14 protein-coding genes are annotated in these 19,913 nt (G+C 69.1%); 7 read left to right on the top strand and 7 right to left on the bottom strand.

What is annotated here, in order from left to right; all coding sequences use genetic code 11:
* Positions 1 to 54 precede the first annotated feature (54 nt).
* The 5 genes from QM626_RS03090 to QM626_RS03110 all read right to left on the bottom strand — a co-directional run bounded on the left by QM626_RS03090 (position 55) and on the right by QM626_RS03110 (position 8,484).
* On the bottom strand, positions 55 to 4,383 hold the full coding sequence (locus QM626_RS03090) for a carboxypeptidase regulatory-like domain-containing protein (RefSeq protein ID WP_415073862.1): 4,329 nt from the start codon (positions 4,381 to 4,383) through the stop codon (positions 55 to 57).
* 284 nt (positions 4,384 to 4,667) lie between these two features.
* Positions 4,668 to 5,273, bottom strand: coding sequence for a bifunctional 4-hydroxy-2-oxoglutarate aldolase/2-dehydro-3-deoxy-phosphogluconate aldolase (locus QM626_RS03095; RefSeq protein ID WP_415073864.1), 606 nt, complete (start codon positions 5,271 to 5,273; stop codon positions 4,668 to 4,670).
* Positions 5,273 to 6,199: a sugar kinase gene (locus tag QM626_RS03100; protein WP_415073866.1), complete on the bottom strand. Its 927-nt coding sequence runs from the start codon at positions 6,197 to 6,199 to the stop codon at positions 5,273 to 5,275. Before QM626_RS03100 ends, QM626_RS03095 begins: the two co-directional genes overlap by 1 nt.
* On the bottom strand, positions 6,196 to 7,380 hold the full coding sequence (gene uxuA / locus QM626_RS03105) for a mannonate dehydratase (protein WP_415073868.1): 1,185 nt from the start codon (positions 7,378 to 7,380) through the stop codon (positions 6,196 to 6,198). Before uxuA ends, QM626_RS03100 begins: the two co-directional genes overlap by 4 nt.
* A gap of 96 nt (positions 7,381 to 7,476) precedes the next feature.
* Positions 7,477 to 8,484: a LacI family DNA-binding transcriptional regulator gene (locus QM626_RS03110; RefSeq protein WP_415073870.1), complete on the bottom strand. Its 1,008-nt coding sequence runs from the start codon at positions 8,482 to 8,484 to the stop codon at positions 7,477 to 7,479.
* A gap of 110 nt (positions 8,485 to 8,594) precedes the next feature.
* Between QM626_RS03110 and uxaC the strand changes: the two genes are divergently transcribed.
* From uxaC to QM626_RS03135, 5 genes are all read left to right on the top strand, one after another.
* The gene (gene uxaC / locus QM626_RS03115) at positions 8,595 to 10,007 is read left to right on the top strand and encodes a glucuronate isomerase (protein WP_415073872.1); all 1,413 of its coding nucleotides are present in this window, start codon (positions 8,595 to 8,597) and stop codon (positions 10,005 to 10,007) included.
* A complete protein-coding gene (locus tag QM626_RS03120) occupies positions 10,004 to 11,419 on the top strand; it encodes a mannitol dehydrogenase family protein (protein WP_415073874.1) in 1,416 nt (471 codons plus the stop codon). Before uxaC ends, QM626_RS03120 begins: the two co-directional genes overlap by 4 nt.
* 142 nt (positions 11,420 to 11,561) lie before the next feature.
* Positions 11,562 to 12,482, top strand: coding sequence for a carbohydrate ABC transporter permease (locus QM626_RS03125; RefSeq protein ID WP_415074035.1), 921 nt, complete (start codon positions 11,562 to 11,564; stop codon positions 12,480 to 12,482).
* Positions 12,475 to 13,377, top strand: coding sequence for a carbohydrate ABC transporter permease (locus tag QM626_RS03130; protein ID WP_415073876.1), 903 nt, complete (start codon positions 12,475 to 12,477; stop codon positions 13,375 to 13,377). The genes QM626_RS03125 and QM626_RS03130 overlap by 8 nt, the downstream gene beginning before the upstream one ends.
* A 78-nt stretch (positions 13,378 to 13,455) precedes the next feature.
* On the top strand, positions 13,456 to 14,763 hold the full coding sequence (locus QM626_RS03135) for an ABC transporter substrate-binding protein (protein WP_415073878.1): 1,308 nt from the start codon (positions 13,456 to 13,458) through the stop codon (positions 14,761 to 14,763).
* Positions 14,764 to 14,875: 112 nt separating this feature from the next.
* On the opposite strand, the gene QM626_RS03140 is transcribed toward QM626_RS03135, so the two are convergent.
* On the bottom strand, positions 14,876 to 16,204 hold the full coding sequence (locus QM626_RS03140) for a Gfo/Idh/MocA family protein (protein WP_415073880.1): 1,329 nt from the start codon (positions 16,202 to 16,204) through the stop codon (positions 14,876 to 14,878).
* An 81-nt stretch (positions 16,205 to 16,285) separates the two neighbouring features.
* Here QM626_RS03140 and QM626_RS03145 point away from each other — a divergent pair, with 81 nt between their 5' ends.
* Positions 16,286 to 17,374, top strand: a complete 1,089-nt coding sequence (locus tag QM626_RS03145) for a Gfo/Idh/MocA family protein (protein ID WP_415073882.1) — start codon at positions 16,286 to 16,288, stop codon at positions 17,372 to 17,374.
* 63 nt (positions 17,375 to 17,437) lie between these two features.
* On the opposite strand, the gene QM626_RS03150 is transcribed toward QM626_RS03145, so the two are convergent.
* Positions 17,438 to 18,424: a serine hydrolase domain-containing protein gene (locus QM626_RS03150; RefSeq protein ID WP_415073884.1), complete on the bottom strand. Its 987-nt coding sequence runs from the start codon at positions 18,422 to 18,424 to the stop codon at positions 17,438 to 17,440.
* A gap of 358 nt (positions 18,425 to 18,782) precedes the next feature.
* Here QM626_RS03150 and QM626_RS03155 point away from each other — a divergent pair, with 358 nt between their 5' ends.
* Positions 18,783 to 19,910 carry a Gfo/Idh/MocA family protein gene (locus QM626_RS03155; protein WP_415074037.1) on the top strand — a complete coding sequence of 376 codons (1,128 nt, stop codon included), beginning with the start codon at positions 18,783 to 18,785 and terminating at the stop codon, positions 19,908 to 19,910.
* Positions 19,911 to 19,913: the final 3 nt, after the last annotated feature.

Here is a 19,913-nt window from a genome sequence, read left to right on the forward strand (position 1 = left end):
GCCGGAAGGCCGGCCCACCCGCGGGTGAGCCGGCCTTCTCCGTTCGCGACGCGCTCAGCAGGCGTCGAGCAGGGTCCAGGGTCCCCAGACATCGCCGGGCGTCTGGTTGCGGGTCCACCACTTCGCCTGCCACCGCTTGCCGTCGTAGACAACCGTCTCGCCGCCGGTGTAGATCCACGACGACGTCCATGCCGGCGTCGTGCCGGCGGTGCATTCCGTGGCTGCGCCGATCTCGGCCCACGCACCGTACGACGTCGAGCCCGGGGTCTCGCCCTGCGTCCACCACTGCGCGACGTACACGGCGCCGTCGTACGAGACCCGGTCGCCGGCCGTGTAGACCGTCGATGCCGACCAGGCCGCGGGCAGGACGGTGATCGAGACCGAGCCCTGGACATCCTCGGCCGCGACGGACGTGGCCGTGATCACCGCCGTGCCCTCAGACGCTCCCGTCACGACACCGGAGGAGGAGACGGTCGCCACCGCGGTGTCCGACGACGCCCAGGTCACGCCCTGTTCCGCGTCCGCCGGTTCCACCGTCGCGGTGAGCGTGGTCGCCTCGCCGGTCGCGACGCTCGACGCGCCGGCCACGGTGACCGACGTGGGCTGCGGGTCTGCCACGTCGACCGTGATCACATAGGTGCCGAAGTCGCCCGCGAACGAGCTCGACGTGATCTCGATCGTGTTCTCACCCGGCTGCAGGTCGACCGTCGTGCCGGCCGTGCCGGCAGGGACATCCTCGCCGTCGACCTGCACGCTCTGACCGGCCCAGCCGAGCTCCCACGCGAGCTGCACCGACGTCACCGAGCTGTCCAGGGTCTCGGTCAGCGCGTACGGCACGTCCGTCCCCTGCTGGTCCGAGGCGAACGCGGGCGTCAGCTCGTAGCCGACGACCGACAGGTCGCGCAGCTGCGTCGACTGGCTCGGGTTCGTCCGCGATACCGAGATCGTGTACGAGGTCGTGCTGCCGTCCTCGGCGGTGACCACCACCGGGATGTCGGTCGTGATCACCGCGTCCTCGTCCTGACCCGCGTCCAGCGGCACGGACGTCGTCTCACCGTCCGCGAGCACGCTGCCGTTCACGGAGACGCTCGCGAACGGGCTGTCCGAGGTTGCGGCGACCGTGACCTCGTCGGTGAACGGGTCGACCGTTCCGGAGTACGTCGAGCCGTCGGCGGACGCGGTCAGCGTCACCGGGCCGTCAGCGGTCTGGACATCGACACTGCCGAGCGCGGAGTCGTCGTAGTCGTACGGCAGGCCCGTGTTGACCCGGAAGTAGTCGACGAGCATGTCGCCGACGTTCGACGAGTTCGAGAAGAACGAGAAGTAGTCCAGCTCGGCCACCTGCGTGCGCAGCGGCTGGTCGACCAGCACCGGCGTCGTCATGTCGTTCACGTAGAAGTCGAACGTGCCGGTGTCGAGGTCGACGACGTTGCGGATCGTGTACCACTGCCCTGCCGCGTAGGAGGATGCCGCCACGGTCTGGCTCGACCCGGTCACGTTGTGCGTGATGATCTTCCCGCCCGACAGGGCGAACGTCGCTGCCGGATTGGTCGAGGACCATGGCGCCGAGGCGTTCCAGTCGGTTCCGGTGTACGAGTACATCCCCACCTGGTTCGCGGAGGTGTTCGTCGTCGTGCGCTTGATCCTCGCCTCGATCGTGACGGTGCCGGTGAGGTTCTGCTCGTCGGCGGTGTACACGGCGAGGTTGCCGCTCGCGGTCTTCGAGATGTCCAGATACTTGTTGCCCGACCGGTCAGGATCGTCGACGATGCTCAGCGTGCCCGCCGATGAGGACTTCGCCGCGAGCACGCCGTCCGCGGTTCCGGTGAAGGTGCCCGTGGTCTCGTCGTCGAACGTCTCGTCGATCGCATAGTCCGTGGCGCCCGGATCGCGCGACAGCGTGACGTCGATCGTGGTCGTGCGCGCCGCCGCGACGGTCACGTCGGACGTGGAGCTCTGCTGGTATCCCTCCTTGGTCACGTCGACCGCGTAGTCGACTGCGGCCGGCACATCGGAGAACGTGTAGGCGCCGGCCGTGTCGGTCGTGGTCGTCGTGACGGTCTCGCCGCCCTGCGACAGAGCCACCGTCGCGTTCTCGACCGCCGATCCGCCCGAGGTGACGGTGCCGGTCACCGTGCCGACGGTCGTGGTCGTCTCGCCCAGCGTCAGATCGGTGCGCAGCGTCTGCCCCGCCGCGAGAGTCACCGCGACGTCGTCGCCGGGTGCATAATCCGTCGCGGTCGGCGTCAGCGTGTACGAGCCGGCGCCGAGCTCGATCGCATAGTGACCCTCGTCGTCGGCGGTGACCGACTGCGAGCCGTAGTCGACGGCCGCGCCGGGTACCGGGTCGCCCCATTCGTCCAGCACGTCGCCCGCGATCACGCCGTTGCCGGCGGCCGGCGCGTACGAGGTCGCGCCCACGGTGGGCGGTGTCGAGAGGCTCGCCCCGAAGAAGTCGGCGCTGGCGTCGACCTGGCTCGCGTCCGACTGTCCGGTGACGGCGAAGCCGGGGACGAGCGTCGACAGGTCGACGGAGGTGCCGGCCGCGATCAGCGGCGAGGAGACCGAGCCGATCGCCGCATCGGCGATGTCGTCCTGCGGGTCTCCGATCAGCTGCGGGTCCGTGGTGATGGCGTCGGCGTCGGCGGACGGGGCGCTGATCTTGACTCCCGAGTAGGAGTTGTTGCTGAAGGTCACCCCGGGGTAGTCGGTCTGGAACTCGGAGCCGGTCACGCCGGAGGACTGGCGGTTGACGAACACGTTGTTCAGCACGTAGTGCAGATTGCTCGACTTCAGGTAGCTGGACGCCGTTCCCGACGACCGGAAGAAGCCGATGGTGCTGCTGTTGCCCTGCTGGTCGTTGTACATCAGGTTGTTGTAGACGACGTTCACGCCCTTGTCGCCGTGGGGATTGACGTAGTTCCGGTCGACGTCGGCGATGATGTTGTACCGCACGACCGCGGTGCCGAACGAGAACCCGCAGAGCAGGATGCCCTCGCCGCCGTCGTGGATGTAGTTGCCCTGGATCAGGATGTTCGAGGTCCCCCGGTCCGGATCGATGCCGTTGGAGTCCGCCGCGTCCGTGCGCCCCTCGACCTCTGCGACCTCGTTGTCCTGGATCAGGATGTCGTCGGCCCAGTACATCTCGATGCCGGAGACGCCGGCGCCGTCGATGAGGTTGCCCTCGACCGTCGCGTTCTGCACGCTCGTCAGGTACATCGCGTCCCAGCCGTACGTGGTGTCGCGATTGCTCAGGTAGTTCCCCGAGATCTGTACGTCGCTCAACGGGCGCCAGTCGGAGTCCTCGGTGATCACACCCGTGGTGCTCGCCGTGGCCACGGCGCGGTCGCCCCACCCCGGCTTCACGTTCTGATAGCGCCAGGTGCCCATCCCGGAGAACTGGCGGAAGGCGATGTTCGCGAAGGAGGTGTTCGCGATCACGCTGTCGCGCACCACGATGCCCTCGAGCTGGCTGGCGGTGACGCCGTCGCCCTTCAGCCCCTCGAAGACGATGCCACCCGTCCGCTTCGAGCGGTCGACGCCGGCGCCGGTGACCGACCAGGTCACGCCGCTGACGTCGTGGACGAAGACGTCATGGACCTCGAAGCCGGTGAGCACTCCGGCGCTCTCGCCCTGGACGTGGATTCCGCGCAGATCGCCCGTCAGGGGGTTCTCCTGACCGGGGGCGAGGCCGTCGGCGTCGTACGTCGACGCGTCGAACCCATCGGTCTCGTTGGTGATCTCGAGGTTCGAGATGTCCCAGTGCTCCTGGTTCGTCAGCTGCAGCACGTCGTTGACGGTGCCGCGGCCGTCCAGTTCCGGCGCCGCGCCGTCGCCGTAGCTGGACAGCACGATCGGGTCCTCCTCGGTGCCCGAGCCCTGGGGTGCCAGCAGCGCGGTGGCGTCGGCGCCGACGACGTCGGTGCCGACGCCGTTGCTCCAGGTCGTGTAGTCGTAGGCCTCGGTCGCGACGGTGTCGCCATCGGCCTGCCAGACGCTGCCGGCTTTGAGGAGGATGCGGTCGCCCGGCTGGAACACTGTCGCGTTCACGTTGTCGAACGACTGCCAAGCGGTCTCTGGCGACGTGCCGTCGGCGGTGTCGTCGCCCGAGGCGGAATCGACGTAGTAGGTCGTGCCCGTCCCCGAGGGCGCCGAGCCGTCCGTGACCGGCAGCTCGCCGCTCGCGACGATCGCGCGTCCGCTCGTGCGCAGGTCGTCCTTGTCGGTGTAGCCGGTGAACGTCGCGTCCGCCGTGGCGGTCGACACCGCTGTCGACTCCGACGCGGCGGAGGCCGGCATCGCCGTGGCGAAGAGCGTGCCGACGCCGATGGCGGCGACGGTGAGAGCGGTGAGACCAGACCTCCAGAGGCTCGGTCGTCGCATGGGTGCATCCTTTCCGTCGGGACGCCCCGCCGGTGCGCTCGTTGCGCGAAGCCGCGAGCACGGTTGCGATGCAACGATGCATGCGTCGGAGGAAGGGACGTCGTCGTGCCACGTTCACGTCTGAAAAACGTGAACGTTCACCCTGATTGACCTGAGAATAGTGAACGATCATTCCCCACGTCAATGGGTCTATGTGCGTGAATGCGAACGGAGGATATGCGGCGACTGGACTCGCCCCTCGTGCCCATGATCCGGACGCGCGTCCGGCCGCGGAGCGGCTGCTGTCACTCGCCGCGCAGCAGTCGGCCCACCTTGTCGATCTGCTCCGCGGTGTCGAACGCCGAGCCGAGCGCGACGACGCGGCATCCGGCCTCGAGGAACGTCGCGGCGGTCTCCGGCGTGACGCCGCCGGTCGCGACGAAGCGCACCTGCGGGAACGGCCCGCGCAGATGCCGGATCCACTGCGGCCCGAGCCGTTCGGCCGGGAACGCCTTCAGCCAGGTGAAACCGGCCCGCAGGGCCGCCTGCACCTCGCTGCCGCTGGCGACGCCGGGGATGTGCGGCAGCCCCTGTGCCACGCTCGCGGCAGCGACGTCCGGATCGAAGCCCGGCGCGACGGTGAACGCGGCGCCGGCCTCCGCGACGATCTCGATCTGCTCCGGCGAGATGATCGTGCCGGCACCGACGTCGAGCCCGCGCGCACGGGCCGCCTCGGCGACCGCGCGCAGCACTGGCACGTCGTCGGGACCCATCACGGGCACCTCCATGATGCGCACGCCGGCGTCCCAGGCGGCGTCGGCCAGCTGGAGCGTGCGCTCCAACCCCTGCCGGCGGAAGATGCCCATCACCGGGACGTCGGAGAACGTGTGGGTGAAGTAGTCGTCGCTCATCAGGAGGCCTCTCTCATCGGGGACATCCCGCCGGCCGATGCCGGCGGGAGATCGTCCGTGCTGCGCAGCACGGCGGCGGCGCCGTCGTGACCGGCTTGCAGTCGCGCGGGCGCGTCGAGGCCCGACAGCCACGCACTCAGCCAGCCGGCGGCGAACGCGTCGCCCGCGCCCACCGGCTCGACGACCTCGACATGATGCGCCGGGATGCGGGAGACGCCGGCGGCGCCGAACTCGACCGCTTCCACCTCGCCGTCCTTGACGACGAGGTGCGGCACGTCGGGCAGCAGCTCATGCGCCGCCTCGGCGGTGACCGTGCCCCACAGCCGTTCGGCCTCGTCGCGCCCGACGAAGACGATGTGGGCGCGGCGGGCGAGGTCGAGGAGCGTGGACGCCGCCTCCTCGAGGCTCGGCCACAGTGCTGGCCGGTGGTTGACATCGAAGCTGACGACGGCGTCGCCGGCCGCGCCGTCCAGCACGTGTGCGACGAGCTCGCGGCACGACGAGGACAAAGCCGCCGTGATGCCGGAGGTGTGCACCACGCGGGCTGGGGGCAGGCGTCCGAGATCTGCGGGCGACAGTGCAGCGGCCGCGGATCCTGCGCGGTAGTACAAGACTCGTGATCCCGCTGCACCCGGCTGCTTGAGCATGAGCCCGGTGGGGCGTGTCGGGTCGACGCGCACGGCGGCGGTGTCCACGCCGCGGGCGCGCAGCCCGGCGACGATCAGCTCGCCGAACGGGTCGTCGCCGACCGCCGACAGCCAAGCGGCTCGCCCGCCGCCGGCGACGACCCCGGCGGCGACGTTGCTCTCCGCGCCACCGAAGCCGATGCGGGCCGCGCCCTCTGCCGCCAACGATCGTCCCGGCGCGGGCGTGATCAGCGCCATGGTCTCGCCGATCGCGAGCAGATCGACCACGTCGGCGTTCACGCCTCGAGCGTCCGCGTGACGGCCAGCTCCACACCGCGCAGCTGCGCCAGCCCCTTGAGCCGCCCGATGAGGGCGTAGCCGGGGTACGTGCGCCGCGACAGGTCGTCGAGGAGGAAGTGCCCGTGGTCGGGACGCATCGGGATCACCGCGGCGTCCTCGCCGGCGATCGCGCGACGCCGCTCCTCGGTCACCAGCGCGTGGATGACGCCGACCATGTCGGATCCGCCGTCGATGTGGCCGTCCTCGAAGAAGCTCTTGCGGTCCGCCTCGATCGTGACGTTGCGCAGGTGCGCGAAGTAGATGCGGTGCGCGAACCGGCGTGTCATCTCGACCACGTCGTTGGTCGGCACCGAGCCGTACGAGCCCACGCACATCGTGAGCCCGTTCGCCCAGGACGGGGCGGCGTCGAGCAGCCACTGCGCGTCGTCGGCGCTCGAGACCACCCGCGGCAGACCGAACAGCGGTCGGGGCGGGTCGTCCGGGTGGATCGCCAGCCGGATGCCGGCCTCCTCGGCCGCAGGGACCACCCCGCGCAGGAAGATCCCCAGGTTCTCCCGCAGATCCTGTGCCGACAGGCCGTCATAGAGGGCGAGCCCGGCGCGCAGCGAGTCGAGGTCGTACGACTCCTCCGAGCCGGGCAGTCCCAGCAGCACCGTGTCGCTGAGGGCGCGGAGCGCATCCGCGTCCGCGGCGTCGAAGAACGCGCGCGCGCGAGCCAGGTCCTCGTCGGAGTAGTCGGCTTCGGCGCCCTCGCGCCGGAGCACGAACAGGTCGAAGGCGGCATGCGCCGCGAAGTCGAAGCGCATCGCGTAGCCGCCGGTCGGCAGCGCGTAGCGCTGGTCGGTGCGGGCCCAGTCGATGACCGGCATGAAGTTGTAGCAGACCGTGCGGAGGCCGGCCTCGCCGAGGTTGCGCAGCGTCCGCGCATAGTTCGCGATGGCCTGCTCGCGATACGGTCCGCCCCACTTGATGTGCTCGTGGACCGGCACCGACTCGACGACCGACCAGGTCAGCCCGGCTGCATCGATCTCGGCCTTGCGGGCGAGGATCTCCTCGACCGGCCACACCTCTCCGTTCGGGATGTGGTGCAGGGCGGTGACGATGCCGGTGGCGTCGGTCTGACGGATCTCGGCGAGGGTGATCGGGTCGGTGGGGCCGAACCAGCGCCAGGTGTGTTCCATCGTCGATCCTTTCGGGAGCTGCGGTTGCCGCCGTCCGCCGTGAACAATAGTGAACGATCACCTTACGTGCAACAAGACACGGACACTGCCCTGCGGTCAGGAGACGGGGCCGGTCGACTCGCGCCAGATGATGTGGTTCAGCGGAACGTCGCTGATCTCGGCCTCCTCGTCACGCAGGAGGCCGATCAGCCGTGCCATCGCATTGCCGCCGATGCGTTCGAGGTTCACGTCCACGGTGGTCAGCGAGGGGCTGAGGAACGGATCCATCGGGTTGTTGTCCCAACCGGTCACGCTGATGTCGCCGGGGATGCTCCAGCCACGCTCGGCGGCGCCGCGCATCACGCCGGCGGCGGCGACGTCGTTGGCCGCGATGATCGCGGTGGGCTCCGTGCCGGCACGGATCGCGCGCACCGCCGCGACACCCGACTCGCCGCTCCAGTCGCCCGCGTACACCCCCAACGACTCCAGGCCCAAGCGTTCGACGGACTCGGTGAACGCCGCCGCGCGAGCCCGGGCCGAGGGGAAGCCCGCATCGCCGGCCACGTGGTAGAAGCGCCGGTGCCCGAGCTCGGCCAGCCGCTCGATGAACTCGACGACGGGCGTGGCGTCGGTCAGCTCGCCCGTGCCGCGCATCTCGTCGTCGAAGCTGGAGGAGACGACGACGACCGTGTCGGTCGGCAGGTCGCGGTCGGCGAGGTCGACGGCCGCCAGCGACAGGATGCCGTCGACCTGCCGTGTGTCGGACAGCTCCAGGATGCGCTCGGCACGAGAGGCGGCACCGCCTTCCGGACTGATGACCTCCACCGTGTAGCCGGCTTCGTGCGCCTTCTGCGTCGCCCCGGCGAGCATGCGGGCCGGGTTGTAGGCGAGCGCAGGCATGAGGACGGCGACCCGACCGGTCACGCGGGTGCGCATGGATCGGGCGACGAGATTCGGTCGGTAGTTCAGCTCCTCGATCGCGGCGGTCACCCGCTCGCGCGTCGCGGGCTTGAGTCCGTCGCCGTTGAATCGCAGGAACCGGGAGACGGTCTGGTGCGAGACGCCGGCCAGTCGGGCGACCTCGAGAATCGTCGGACGCCGCTCTGCGCTCATTCGTTCAGCCACCAACTTCCCCCTCTGTCAGTCGATTGACGTGGTCGTGATCGTTCACTACTGTAGCGGCGCGGCACAATGGTGAACGATCACTATGGACACATCGATCCGACGAGGGAGTCATGTTGGGACACGACGTACCACGGGCGACACCGCGATCGCAGGGCGCTCCGGATCGGCTGCTGCCGGTCGACGCCGCGACCCGCGCCGTCGCGAGGGAGCTCTACGAGATGGTCGCCGACGCGCCGATCATCTCTCCGCACGGGCATGTCTCGGCGATGCAGCTCGCCGCAGACGTGCCCTTCGAAGACCCCGCGTCGCTTCTGATCACCCAGGATCATTACCTCACGCGGCTGCTGCATGCCGACGGGGTCCCGCTCGAACGCCTCGGAGTCGGTGGCGGTGCCGACCCGCGCCAGGTCTGGCGGATCGTCGCCGAGCACTGGCACGTCTTCGCGGGCACGGCCACCGGTCTGTGGCTGGCGGACGCTCTCGCCGGCGTCTTCGGCATCGACGATGAGCTCACGCCGGCGTCTGCCGACGCGCTCTACGACCGGATCGCCGCGCGGCTGGCTACTGAGGAGTTCCGTCCGCGCGCGCTGTTCCGCCGCTTCGGCATCGACGTGCTCGCCACCACCGACGACCCGCTCGACGACCTCGAGCCGCACCGCCGGCTGCAGGCCGACGGCTTCAGAGTGCTGCCCACCTTCCGCCCCGATCGATACGTCGACCCCGGGCAGCCCGGGTTCACGGAGGCGCTGCCGCGACTGCTCGCCATCACCAGCGCCCCGGCCACATTCGAGGGCTACCTCGCAGCCCTGCAGGCTCGACGTGAGCACTTCGTGGCGGCGGGTGCGGTATCCGCCGACCACGGCGTCGTCGACACGGCCACCGTCGACCTCGAGCTGGCTGAGGCGAGCACGTTGTTCGACCGCATTCTGCGTGGGTCGGCGGATCGTGGCGAGCTCGCCCGCTTCCGGGCGCACATGCTGCTGCAGCTGGCTCGGATGAGCGTCGAGGACGGACTGGTGATGACCCTTCATCCGGGCGTCTACCGCAACCACAGCAGCGCCACGCTGCACCGCCACGGACCGGACACCGGCCATGACATCCCGGTGCAGACCACGTTCGTCGAAGGGCTGCGTCCGCTGCTCGAGCGGTTCGGCCTCGAGCCCGGATTCCACCTCATCCTGTTCACGGTCGACGAGACCGCGTTCTCGCGCGAGATCGCCCCGCTCGCCGGCTTCTATCCGAGCGTGTACATCGGCTCGCCGTGGTGGTTCCTCGACGCGCCCGACGCGATCCTGAGATATCGTGCCGCCGTGACCGAGACAGCCGGCTTCTATCGGGGTTCGGGGTTCGTCGACGACACCCGCGCCTTCCTCTCCATCCCGGCGCGCCACGACACCGCTCGGCGCGTGGACTCGGCCTTCCTCGCACGTCTCGTGGTGGAGGGCCGCCTCGGTCACGAGAGCGCACAGCGCATCTGCGCCGACCTCGTGGACGCCATCCCGCGCCGGGCGTTCAAGCTGTGACCGGGCGGCAGCTGACGCGGTCGGCCCTCGCGCGTTCACGGGGGATCGCCGCCACACGGCCGCCGGCACGCATCGTGCACATCGGACTCGGCGCCTTCCACCGTGCGCACCAGGCGTGGTACACGGCGCGTGCCACTGACAGCGAGGAATGGGGCATCGCCGCCTTCGCGGGCCGCGGGGCGGAGCTGGCTCATCACCTGGCCGGCCAGGACGGACTGTTCACGCTCGTGGAGCGCGGACCGGAAGGCGACCGTTTCGAGATCGTCGACAGCATCGTCGAGGCCCATGCCGGCAGCGACGCACCGGCGCTCCTCGCGGCCGTCGCGGCGGCTTCCACGGCCGTCGTGACGTTGACCGTCACCGAGGGGGGGTACTGCCTCGATCCGACGGGCGCCCTCGATCTCGCGCATCCGGGCGTCGCCGCCGATCTCGCACGTCTGCGTGGTGCCGTACCCGGCCCCTGCGAGACCACGCCCGGTCGGCTCGTCGCCGGCCTGCGTGAGCGGCGCCGGCTCGGAGCGGGTCCGCTCGCGATCGTGCCCTGCGACAACTTCCCCGACAACGGAGGTGCGTTGCGTCGCGCGCTGATCCGGCTGGCCGGTGAGACCGATCCGGGTCTGGCCGACTGGATCTCGGCATCCGTGTCCTTCGTCTCGACATCCGTCGACCGCATCACTCCGCGCGTCGGCCCGGAGCTCGTGGCCGAGGTCGCGGCGACTACCGGCTGGCGGGATGTCGCGCCGGTGGCGGCGGAGCCGTTCGCCGACTGGACGCTGTCCGGCGCGTTCCCGGCCGGTCGGCCGGACTGGGAATCGGCCGGCGCGCGCTTCGTCGACGAGATCGAGCCGTACGAGGCGCGCAAGCTCTGGCTGCTCAACGGCGCCCACACGCTGCTCGCCGCGCTCGGCCGCCTCCGTGGGCACGACACGGTGGCGTACGCGATGGCCGACCCCGAATGCGCTCGAGCCGTCGAGCGCTGGTGGGACGAGGCGGAGCGGCAGCTGCCCGACGGCCTGGGGGTCGATGCGTATCGCGCCGCCCTTCGGGAACGGTTCGCGAACCCGCGCATCGAGCACCGGCTGGAGCAGATCGCCTCGGACGCGCTGACGAAGCTCTCCTTGCGCATCGCCCCGGTCGCACGGGCGGAGCGCCGATCGGGGCGAACCGCTGACGGTGCGGCCCTCGCGATCGCCGCGTGGATCGCGGCGGTGCGTCGCGGGCTGGCGGGGGAGGACACGCGCGACGCGGAGATCGCTGTCGCGGCCTCTGCGTCCGACTCGGTCACCGCACTGCTGCGGGCCATCGATCCGCAGCTCGCTTCGGATGCCGAGCTCTGCGGTCGGATCAGCTCTCTGACCGGCGGACCCGAGCTGTCCACGGCCGCCGCGGAATGGCGCCTCGGTCGATCTTGACAAGGTTCGTGATCGTTCACTATCTTGGGATCAGCCAAATAGTGAACGAACACTTTTTGATTCGAAGGAGCATCGTGGTCGCGGGAACAGGGAACTGTGCGCGTAAGTCGTCGCCAGTCGTGAGCCGGAGCCGGTGCACCGTATGAGCGCGCTTGCAGAGCTTCGAAAGCTCGAGAAGGGCGGCAAAGGCAGCAAGCGGGATAACCGCGCCGCGGCCTGGTTCCTGACCCCTTGGTTCATCGGCCTGGTGCTGATCACGGCCGGGCCGATGCTGGCGTCGTTGGTGCTGGCCTTCACGAAGTACAACCTGTTGCAGGCGCCGGTGTTCAACGGACTGGACAACATCGTGCGGATGTTCGGCGATGAGCGTCTGCTGCGATCGTTGATCAACACGTTCCTCTACGTGATCATCTCGGTCCCGCTCCAACTGGCGCTCGCACTCGCGCTCGCGGTGTTCCTGGACCGGGGAGTGCGCGGACTGTCGTTCTACCGGTCGGTGTTCTATCTGCCGTCGCTGCTCGGCGGCTCGGTCGCGATCGCGGTGCTGTGGCGCACGGTGTTCGGCACGGGCGGCCTGGTCAACGATGCTCTCGCGTTCTTCGGGATCCAGGGGCAGGGCTGGATCTCCAGTCCTGATACCGCGTTGGCAACCCTGATCCTGCTGAACGTGTGGACGTTCGGCTCACCGATGGTGATCTTCCTGGCCGGTCTGCGGCAGATCCCGACGTCGTATTACGAGGCCGCGCAGGTAGATGGGGCGAGTCGGTGGCGGCAGTTCCGGAGCATCACGATGCCGCTTTTGAGCCCGATCATCTTCTTCAACCTGGTGCTGCAGATCATCCACGCGTTCCAGTCGTTCACGCAGGCGTTCGTGGTCTCGGGCGGGACGGGCGGGCCGGCGGACTCGACGCTGGTGTTCTCGCTCTACCTGTATCAACGAGCGTTCGGCTCATTCGACATGGGGTACGCGTCGGCGTTGGCATGGCTGTTGGTGCTGGTCATCGGCGCGTTCACCGCTCTCAATTTCTGGCTCTCGAAGTACTGGGTTTTCTACGATGACTGAGACATCCACCATCCTGTCCGCCCCGGAGCGGGTCGTGACCCGCAACCCGGTCGGCCGCCGACAGGTGCTGCAGCCGGTGCGGGCGTTCGTCAAACACCTCGTGCTGATCCTGGCCGCGTTGCTGATGCTGTATCCCGTCCTCTGGATGGTAATCAGCTCGCTGCGGCCGAACGACGAGATCTTCGGAAACCCGAGCCTGCTGCTGCAGAGCTTCGAGATCTCGAACTACATCGACGGCTGGTCGGCTCTGACCCAGCCTTTCGGCCACTACCTCATCAACTCGATGATCGTGGTGCTCGGGGCCATCGTGGGCAACCTGGTGGCATGCTCGCTCGCGGCGTACGCGTTCGCACGCCTCGAGTTCCGTGGCAAGCGGTGGCTGTTCGCGATCATGCTGATCACGATCATGGTCCCGATCCACGTGATCATCGTTCCGCAGTACATCCTGTTCTCGCAGGTGGACCTGGTGAACACCTTCTGGCCGCTGATCCTGCCCAAGCTGTTCGCGACGGACGCCTTCTTCATCTTCCTGATGGTCCAGTTCATCCGCGGCATCCCGCGCGAGCTGGACGAGGCGGCGCGCATCGACGGCGCCGGCCACTTCCGGATCTTCTCGCAGATCATGCTGCCGCTGATGACCCCCGCGTTGGGGACGACGGTGATCTTCACCTTCATCTGGACGTGGAACGACTTCTTCTCGCAGCTGATCTACCTGACCAAGCCCGACAACTACACCACCCCGCTCGCGCTACGCGCGTTCGTCGACGCGCAGGGCGTCACCAACTGGGGCGCCGTGTTCGCGATGAGCGTCGTCTCCCTGATCCCGGTCTTCCTGATCTTCCTCTTCGGCCAACGGTTCCTCGTCAAGGGAATCGCCACCACCGGAGGAAAGTAACCGGCGTCGTCGCCGGAACCCTGGGGTGTCCGCCCCGCATCCGTACCAATCACGTCACAGATCTCATAGGAGAGTCACATGATCACAGGCAAAAACCAGCGGCGCGCGGCAGCGGCCGTCGCCGTGGCGCTGGGGGGAGCCGCCGCGCTGGCGGGCTGCTCCGGCTCCAGCAACTCGTCGGCGACCGAGCTCAGCACCGACCCGGTCACCATCACCGTCACCTTCTGGGGTGGCGACGCCCGCGTGTCCTCGACCCAGGAGGCGATCGACGCCTTCGAGGCGGAGTACCCGAACATCACGGTCGAGCCGCAGTACACCGACTGGAACGGCTACTGGGACCAGCTGGCCACCCAGACCGCCGCCGGCGACATGCCCGACGTCGTCCAGATGGACGAGCTCTACCTCGCCTCGTACGGCAACCGAGGCGCCCTGTACGACCTCAGCAACCTCAACATCGACACGACTAACTTCGACACGTCGGCGGTTGACCTCGGCAAGGTCGACGGCACGCAGTATGCGATGCCGATCGGCGTCGGCGTGTACGCGATCATCGCGAACAAGACGCTGTTCGACCAGTACGGCATCGCGCTGCCCGACGACGACACCTGGACGTGGGACGACTACGCGGCGCTCGCCGATGAACTGACCGAGGCGAGCGGCGGCGCGATCACCGGTTCCACGCAGATCGGCGGCTTCGACGCCGGCAGCGTCAAGTACTGGGCGCGCTCGGAGGGCGGTGAGCTGTTCGGCGAGGACAACACCGTGACCCTGGACCCGCAGGCGCTGGCCGACATGTGGCAGTTCCAGCTCGACCTGCAGGCCTCGGGCGGCATGCTGTCGGCGTCGGCGATCACCGAGAGCCAGAACGCGGGCATCAACGCCGGTGCGCTGGCGACCAACGCGGTGGCCCTGGGCACGGCGTACAACACGCAGATCACGGCGATCCAGGGCGCGAGCGGTGACGACTTCGTGCTGCTGAAGCTGCCGGAGCCCGAGGGCATCCACCCCAACTCGTACAAGCCGTCGATGTACTGGTCGATCTCGTCCCAGACCGAGCACCCCGCGGAGGCGGCTCTGTTCGTGAACTGGCTGCTCAACAGCGACGAGGCCGGCTCGATCATCAAGACCGAGCGTGGCGTGCCCGCCAACAACGAGGTCCGCGCCGCGATCACACCTGACCTGTCCGAGTTGGACCAGACGGCGATCGCCTACCAGGACAGCGTCACTCCCGGCGACGCGCCGCTGGTGACCCCGAACGGTGCATCCAGCATCGAGACGATCCTGGCGCGGTACACGCAGGAGGTGTTCGCCGGACAGAGCGCGCCATTGGATGCGGCCAACGCGTTCATCAGCGAACTTCAGGGCGAGATCGACGCCGCGAACTGAGCCGGGTCCCTCGGCACATCTCTGCGCCGGTGACCGCGGGCCGGCCGGAATGAGCATCAGTGCTCCTCCGGCCGGCCCGCTTCGTCGTGGCTACGGACTCGAGGGGGACGGGTCACTCCTGCGCCAGCAGCGGTATGCCCAGCTCGGCGACTCGGACCGGCAGGCCGGTCTCGAGCGAACGGTTCCCGGCGATGCCGACCGCGATCGAGCGGACGCCGTCCGTCCAGTCCGCGGGGCGGCCCAACGGATCGTCTCCGGCACCCGCGAAGACATCCCAGAGCAGCAAGGCGTCGCCGCCGCCGTGACCGCCGCCCGCTTGTGTGACTGGCACCTCCATCGCGTCCTCCCAGTGGCGCTGCACGAGCAGGCGTTCGCACCGCGGTCGCAGGGATCTCGCCGTTGCGGCGACGGCGCTCGGATCGAGGACGGGATGGAGACCCTCGTCGACGAGAACGGAACCGCGCTCCACCACGTCGAGCTCAGCACGACCCCGGGTGCCGTTGACGGCGACGCGATAGCCCTCCCACGGTGCGTGCGCGTTGAGCGAGTACGACAGCGTCGGGCCGGAGGCGTAGTCGACGACCAGCGCGAGGTTGTCCTCGATCGTGATGCCTTCGCCGAACACGTCGCGATCGCGTACGTAGCCGTCATGGCGTTCCGCATCGAGATAGAGGGCCGTCAGTCGGGGATCGTCGCGGAGGTCGAGCTCGAACGGATCGTGTTCTCCGTCGTGGGTGCCGCGGCGCGGTCGCGTGTCGAGGCCGCGCGCGGCGGCGTTGGCCGCGCCGTAGAAGCGCAGACCCCCTGAGGCGTAGACCCGTGTCGGGGCGGAGCCGATCCACCAGTTGACGAGGTCGAAGTGGTGGCTCGCCTTGTGCACGAGCAGGCCGCCGGAGTGCTTCTTCTCGCGGTGCCAGCGACGGAAGTAGTCGGCGCCGTGCTTGGTGTCGAGCATCCACGAGAAGTCGACGGAGGTCACCTGACCGATCTCGCCGTCCTGGATCACCTTCCGAAGCGCGCTGTTGCGCGGTGAGTAGCGGTAGTTGAAGGTGAGCACGATCTCGCGACCCGTGCGCGCTACCGCGTCTTCGATCGCGGCCGCGCTGGGCGCGTCTATCGTGAGCGGCTTCTCGACGACGGCGTCGGCGCCGGCGACCAGCGCGCGGACGATCAGCGATGCATGCTCGTCGTCGCGGGCACAGATGATGACACGGTCGATCCGTTCGGCCCGGACCATCTCCTTGAGGCGATCCGGGTGCCACGCCGTCGGCGCCGCCCGTCCCGCGGTGACAGCGGCGCCGATGTAGTAGGCGGCGCGCGCCGGGTTCGGCTCGCAGACCGCGACGAGCTCCGCCCGGTCCGCATAGTCGTCCAGGATCGCGTCGACGTACATCTGCGCGCGGTGTCCGGCGCCGATGAGGCCATAGCGCGTGCGGGTCATCGGTACTCCAGGTTCCCGGCTCGGACGTCCTCGGGCCGTGCGATCACCCATAGGATAGCGCTTTCCAATATACTGGGCGGCATGACCCCGGTCCTGCGGTGCGCGATCGTCGGTACGGGCGCCGTGGCCCGGCTGCACGCGCAAGCCGTCACCGCCTATCCGCGCGCCGACCTCGTGGCGGTCGTCGACCGCTCACGGGCGGCGGCCGAGTCCTTCTCCGGGGAGTGGGGAGGTCCGGTCGTCTACGATTCGCTCGACGCGCTGCTGTCGGTCGAGCGTCCCGACGTCGTGCTGGTCTGCACGCCGCCGGCAGCCCACCACGGGCAGGTGCTGGAGAGTGTGGCCGCTGGCGCGCACGTCGTCGTCGAGAAGCCGCCGGCAGCCTCGCTCGCCGAGCTCGACGAGATGCGGGCCGCGGCGGCGGCGGCGGCGGACCGTACCCTCTCGGTCGTCTTTCAGCAGCGAACCGGCACCGCGGCCGCGCACGTGCGGCACCTGCTGCACGCCGGAGTCCTCGGGCGTCCGCTGGTCGCGCTGTGCGAGACGCTCTGGTATCGCGACGAGCGGTATTTCTCTGCGCCATGGCGGGGCAGGTGGCAGACCGAAGGCGGTGGCACGACTCTGGGCCACGGCATCCATCAGCTCGACCTGCTGGGATTCCTGCTCGGCGACTGGGTGAGCGTCCAGGCGCGACTGTGGCGACTCGACCGCGAGATCGAGACCGAGGACGTCTCGACCGCGACGATCACGTTCGCGAACGGCGTGGTCGCACAGGTCGTCACCAGCGCGGTGTCGCCCAGGCAGACCAGCTCGATCCGCATCGACACTCAGAAGGCGACCGTCACCGTCGACCACCTGTACGGCCATGGCCACGACGACTGGCGGATCACGCCCGCGCCGGGTTTCGAGGTCGAGGCTGACGCGTGGACGCTGCCCGAGGCTGAGGAGCGCAGCGATCACGCGATGCTGCTGCGTGACGTGTTCGACGCGCTGTTGGCCGGTGCGCCGTTGCCGCCGACCGCCGACGAGCCGGCGCGTGCACTCGAGCTCGTCGCCGCCATCTACGCGTCGGCTGCAGCCGACGGCGCGGTCGTCACACCCGCTGCGCTCGCGGACCATCCGACGCATCGCGCGAGCTTCGTGAGCCCGGTCATCGATCCGCGAGCGTGAGCCACAGCGGCCTTGTCGGCTGCTCTTGCGTGTGCGTCATGTCGGTCTGCCTCCGTGATCGGGTCACAGAGATCCGATCACGGCGTTGTCGAGCTCGTCCGCGTCGACCCTGGCGCGGATCGCCCGGTTGGTGAGAAGGACGTAGGCCGCGCCCGCGCTCGGGTGCACCCAGAACTCCGTGCCCGACCAGCCGCCGTGCCCGAACGCATCCTGGTCGATCAGCCCGGGTGAGCGGGTGCGAAGGTTCCAGGTGAACCCCCAGTCCTGACCACGTTCTGCGGCGTAGGGGTCGAGGCGGGGGACGTCGGGAAACAGCGGCCGGCGCATCATCTGCAGCGTGCGCGGGCTCAGTACCGTGCTGCGGCTTCCCGCGCTGAGCCGCAGCAGCTCGGTGCCGAGGAGCAGCAGGTCCTCGGCTCGGCTGACGAGACCCGCGCCGGGTGATCGAAGCTCGCGGAACCTGTCGATGCTCAGCCCGGCCGCGGCGGCATCGACGATCTCGGCCGCGTTCTCGTCATCGAGGGAGAGACCCGTCGCGCCGATCGGCGCGGCCCACTCGATGACGGTCTCGGCCCATGCCTGCCCGGTCACGTCTTCGAGAAGTGCGGCGATGCCCTCATAGGCGAGCGTCGAGTATCGGGAGACCGTGCCCGCGGCGAAGTCGCGGCCCGCCAGGAGCAACTCGTCCCGCAGCGGACGGGTGGCGTCGAGCGGACATTCGGTGATGCCGGAGGTGTGGCTGACGAGGTGGCACAGCCGGACGACGTCGTCACGGGCGTGCCCGAAGTCCGGCAGTGCTGCCGAGAGCGGGGTCTGCAGGGTCAGCAAGCCTCGCTCGATCGCCCGGGCTGCCGCGATACCGACGAGGACCTTCGTGATCGAGAAGAGCCGGTAACGGTCGTCGACGCTCGCGGGGCGCCCGGCGACTTCACCGAGGGCGTCGAGTGCGACGACTCCCTCCGTCGTGGCGACCCCCACGATCGCGGACGGAAGGCGACCGGCGGCGACATGGCGGCGCGCCCAGTCGAACGCGGCGTCGAACGAAGTCATGACGCGTTATGTCCCGGATCCGGGAACGCCCTGTCAGCTGCCCGGTCTGATAGCGAGCTCGCCGGTGGCATCCCATTCTCCTCGTCGTCGACTCGTCCATTATGCACAGCGCTCTCCTCCGTCGCGGACCGACCAGATCCTCGTGACATCCCTGACCGTCGTGACGGCCGGGGGTGGTGATCGAGGCGGCGGCGAGACGGTTCACCCACTTGCGGCAAGTGCATTCCGATGAGATAGTGGAAAGCGCTTACCGATTCGCAGCGAGCACAACCCGAACGAAGGAACCGCAGTGTCAGAGACGACGACCCTCGCAGCACCGACCGCCGACGCCCCCGCGGTGCGTGAGATCGGGATCATCATGAATGGCGTGTCGGGTCGGATGGGCTACCGCCAGCATCTGGTGCGGTCGATCCTGGCGATCCGCGAGCAGGGCGGGATCGAGCTGCCCGACGGCGCGAAGGTCACCGTGAAGCCGCTGCTGGTGGGTCGCAGCGAGGCGAAGCTCGCCGAGATCGCGGCCCAGCACGGCATCGAGGACTACACGACCGACCTGGACGCGGCCCTCGCCGACCCGCGGTGGGAGATCTACGCCGACTTCCTCGTGACCAAGGCGCGCGCGGCCGCGCTGCGCAAGGCGATCGCCGCCGGCAAGACGATCTACACCGAGAAGCCCACCGCCGAGACGGTCGAGGAGGCCCTCGAACTGGCACGGCTGGCCGCCGCGGCGGGCGTGAAGACCGGCGTCGTGCACGACAAGCTCTACCTGCCCGGGCTGCAGAAGCTCCGCCGGCTCATCGACTCGGGCTTCTTCGGCCGCATCCTGTCGGTGCGGGGGGAGTTCGGCTACTGGGTCTTCGAGGGGGACTGGCAGCCGGCGCAGCGCCCGAGCTGGAACTATCGGGTCGCCGACGGCGGCGGGATCATCGTCGACATGTTCCCGCACTGGAACTACATCCTGGAGAACCTGTTCGGCGACGTGAAGAGCGTCTATGCCAAGGCGGCCGTGCACGTCGCCGATCGCTGGGACGAGAACGGCGAGCACTACGACGCGGACGCGGAGGACGCCGCCTACGGCATCTTCGAGCTGGACGGCGGCATCGTCGCGCAGATCAACTCCAGCTGGACCACCCGGGTGAACCGCGACGAGCTCGTCGAGTTCCACGTCGACGGCACGCACGGGTCGGCCGTGGTGGGGTTGTTCGGCGCCAAGATCCAGCACCGCAACGCCACCCCCAAGCCGGTGTGGAACCCCGACCTCGCCGACGAGCACGACTACGACGCCGACTGGGCGCAGGTTCCCACCAACGACGTGTTCCAGAACGGCTTCCGCCAGCAGTGGGAGGAGTTCCTCGCGTCCTATGTGCTCGGCACCGACTACCCGTTCGACCTGCTGGCCGGCGCGCGCGGGGTGCAGCTCGCCGAGGCCGGTCTGCAGTCCGACCGCGAGGGGCGCAAGATCGAGTTGCCCGCGCTCACGCTGGAGTGACTC

Origin of the sequence: Microbacterium sp. (genome assembly GCF_047606385.1) — a bacterium.
Taxonomy (GTDB): domain Bacteria; phylum Actinomycetota; class Actinomycetes; order Actinomycetales; family Microbacteriaceae; genus Microbacterium.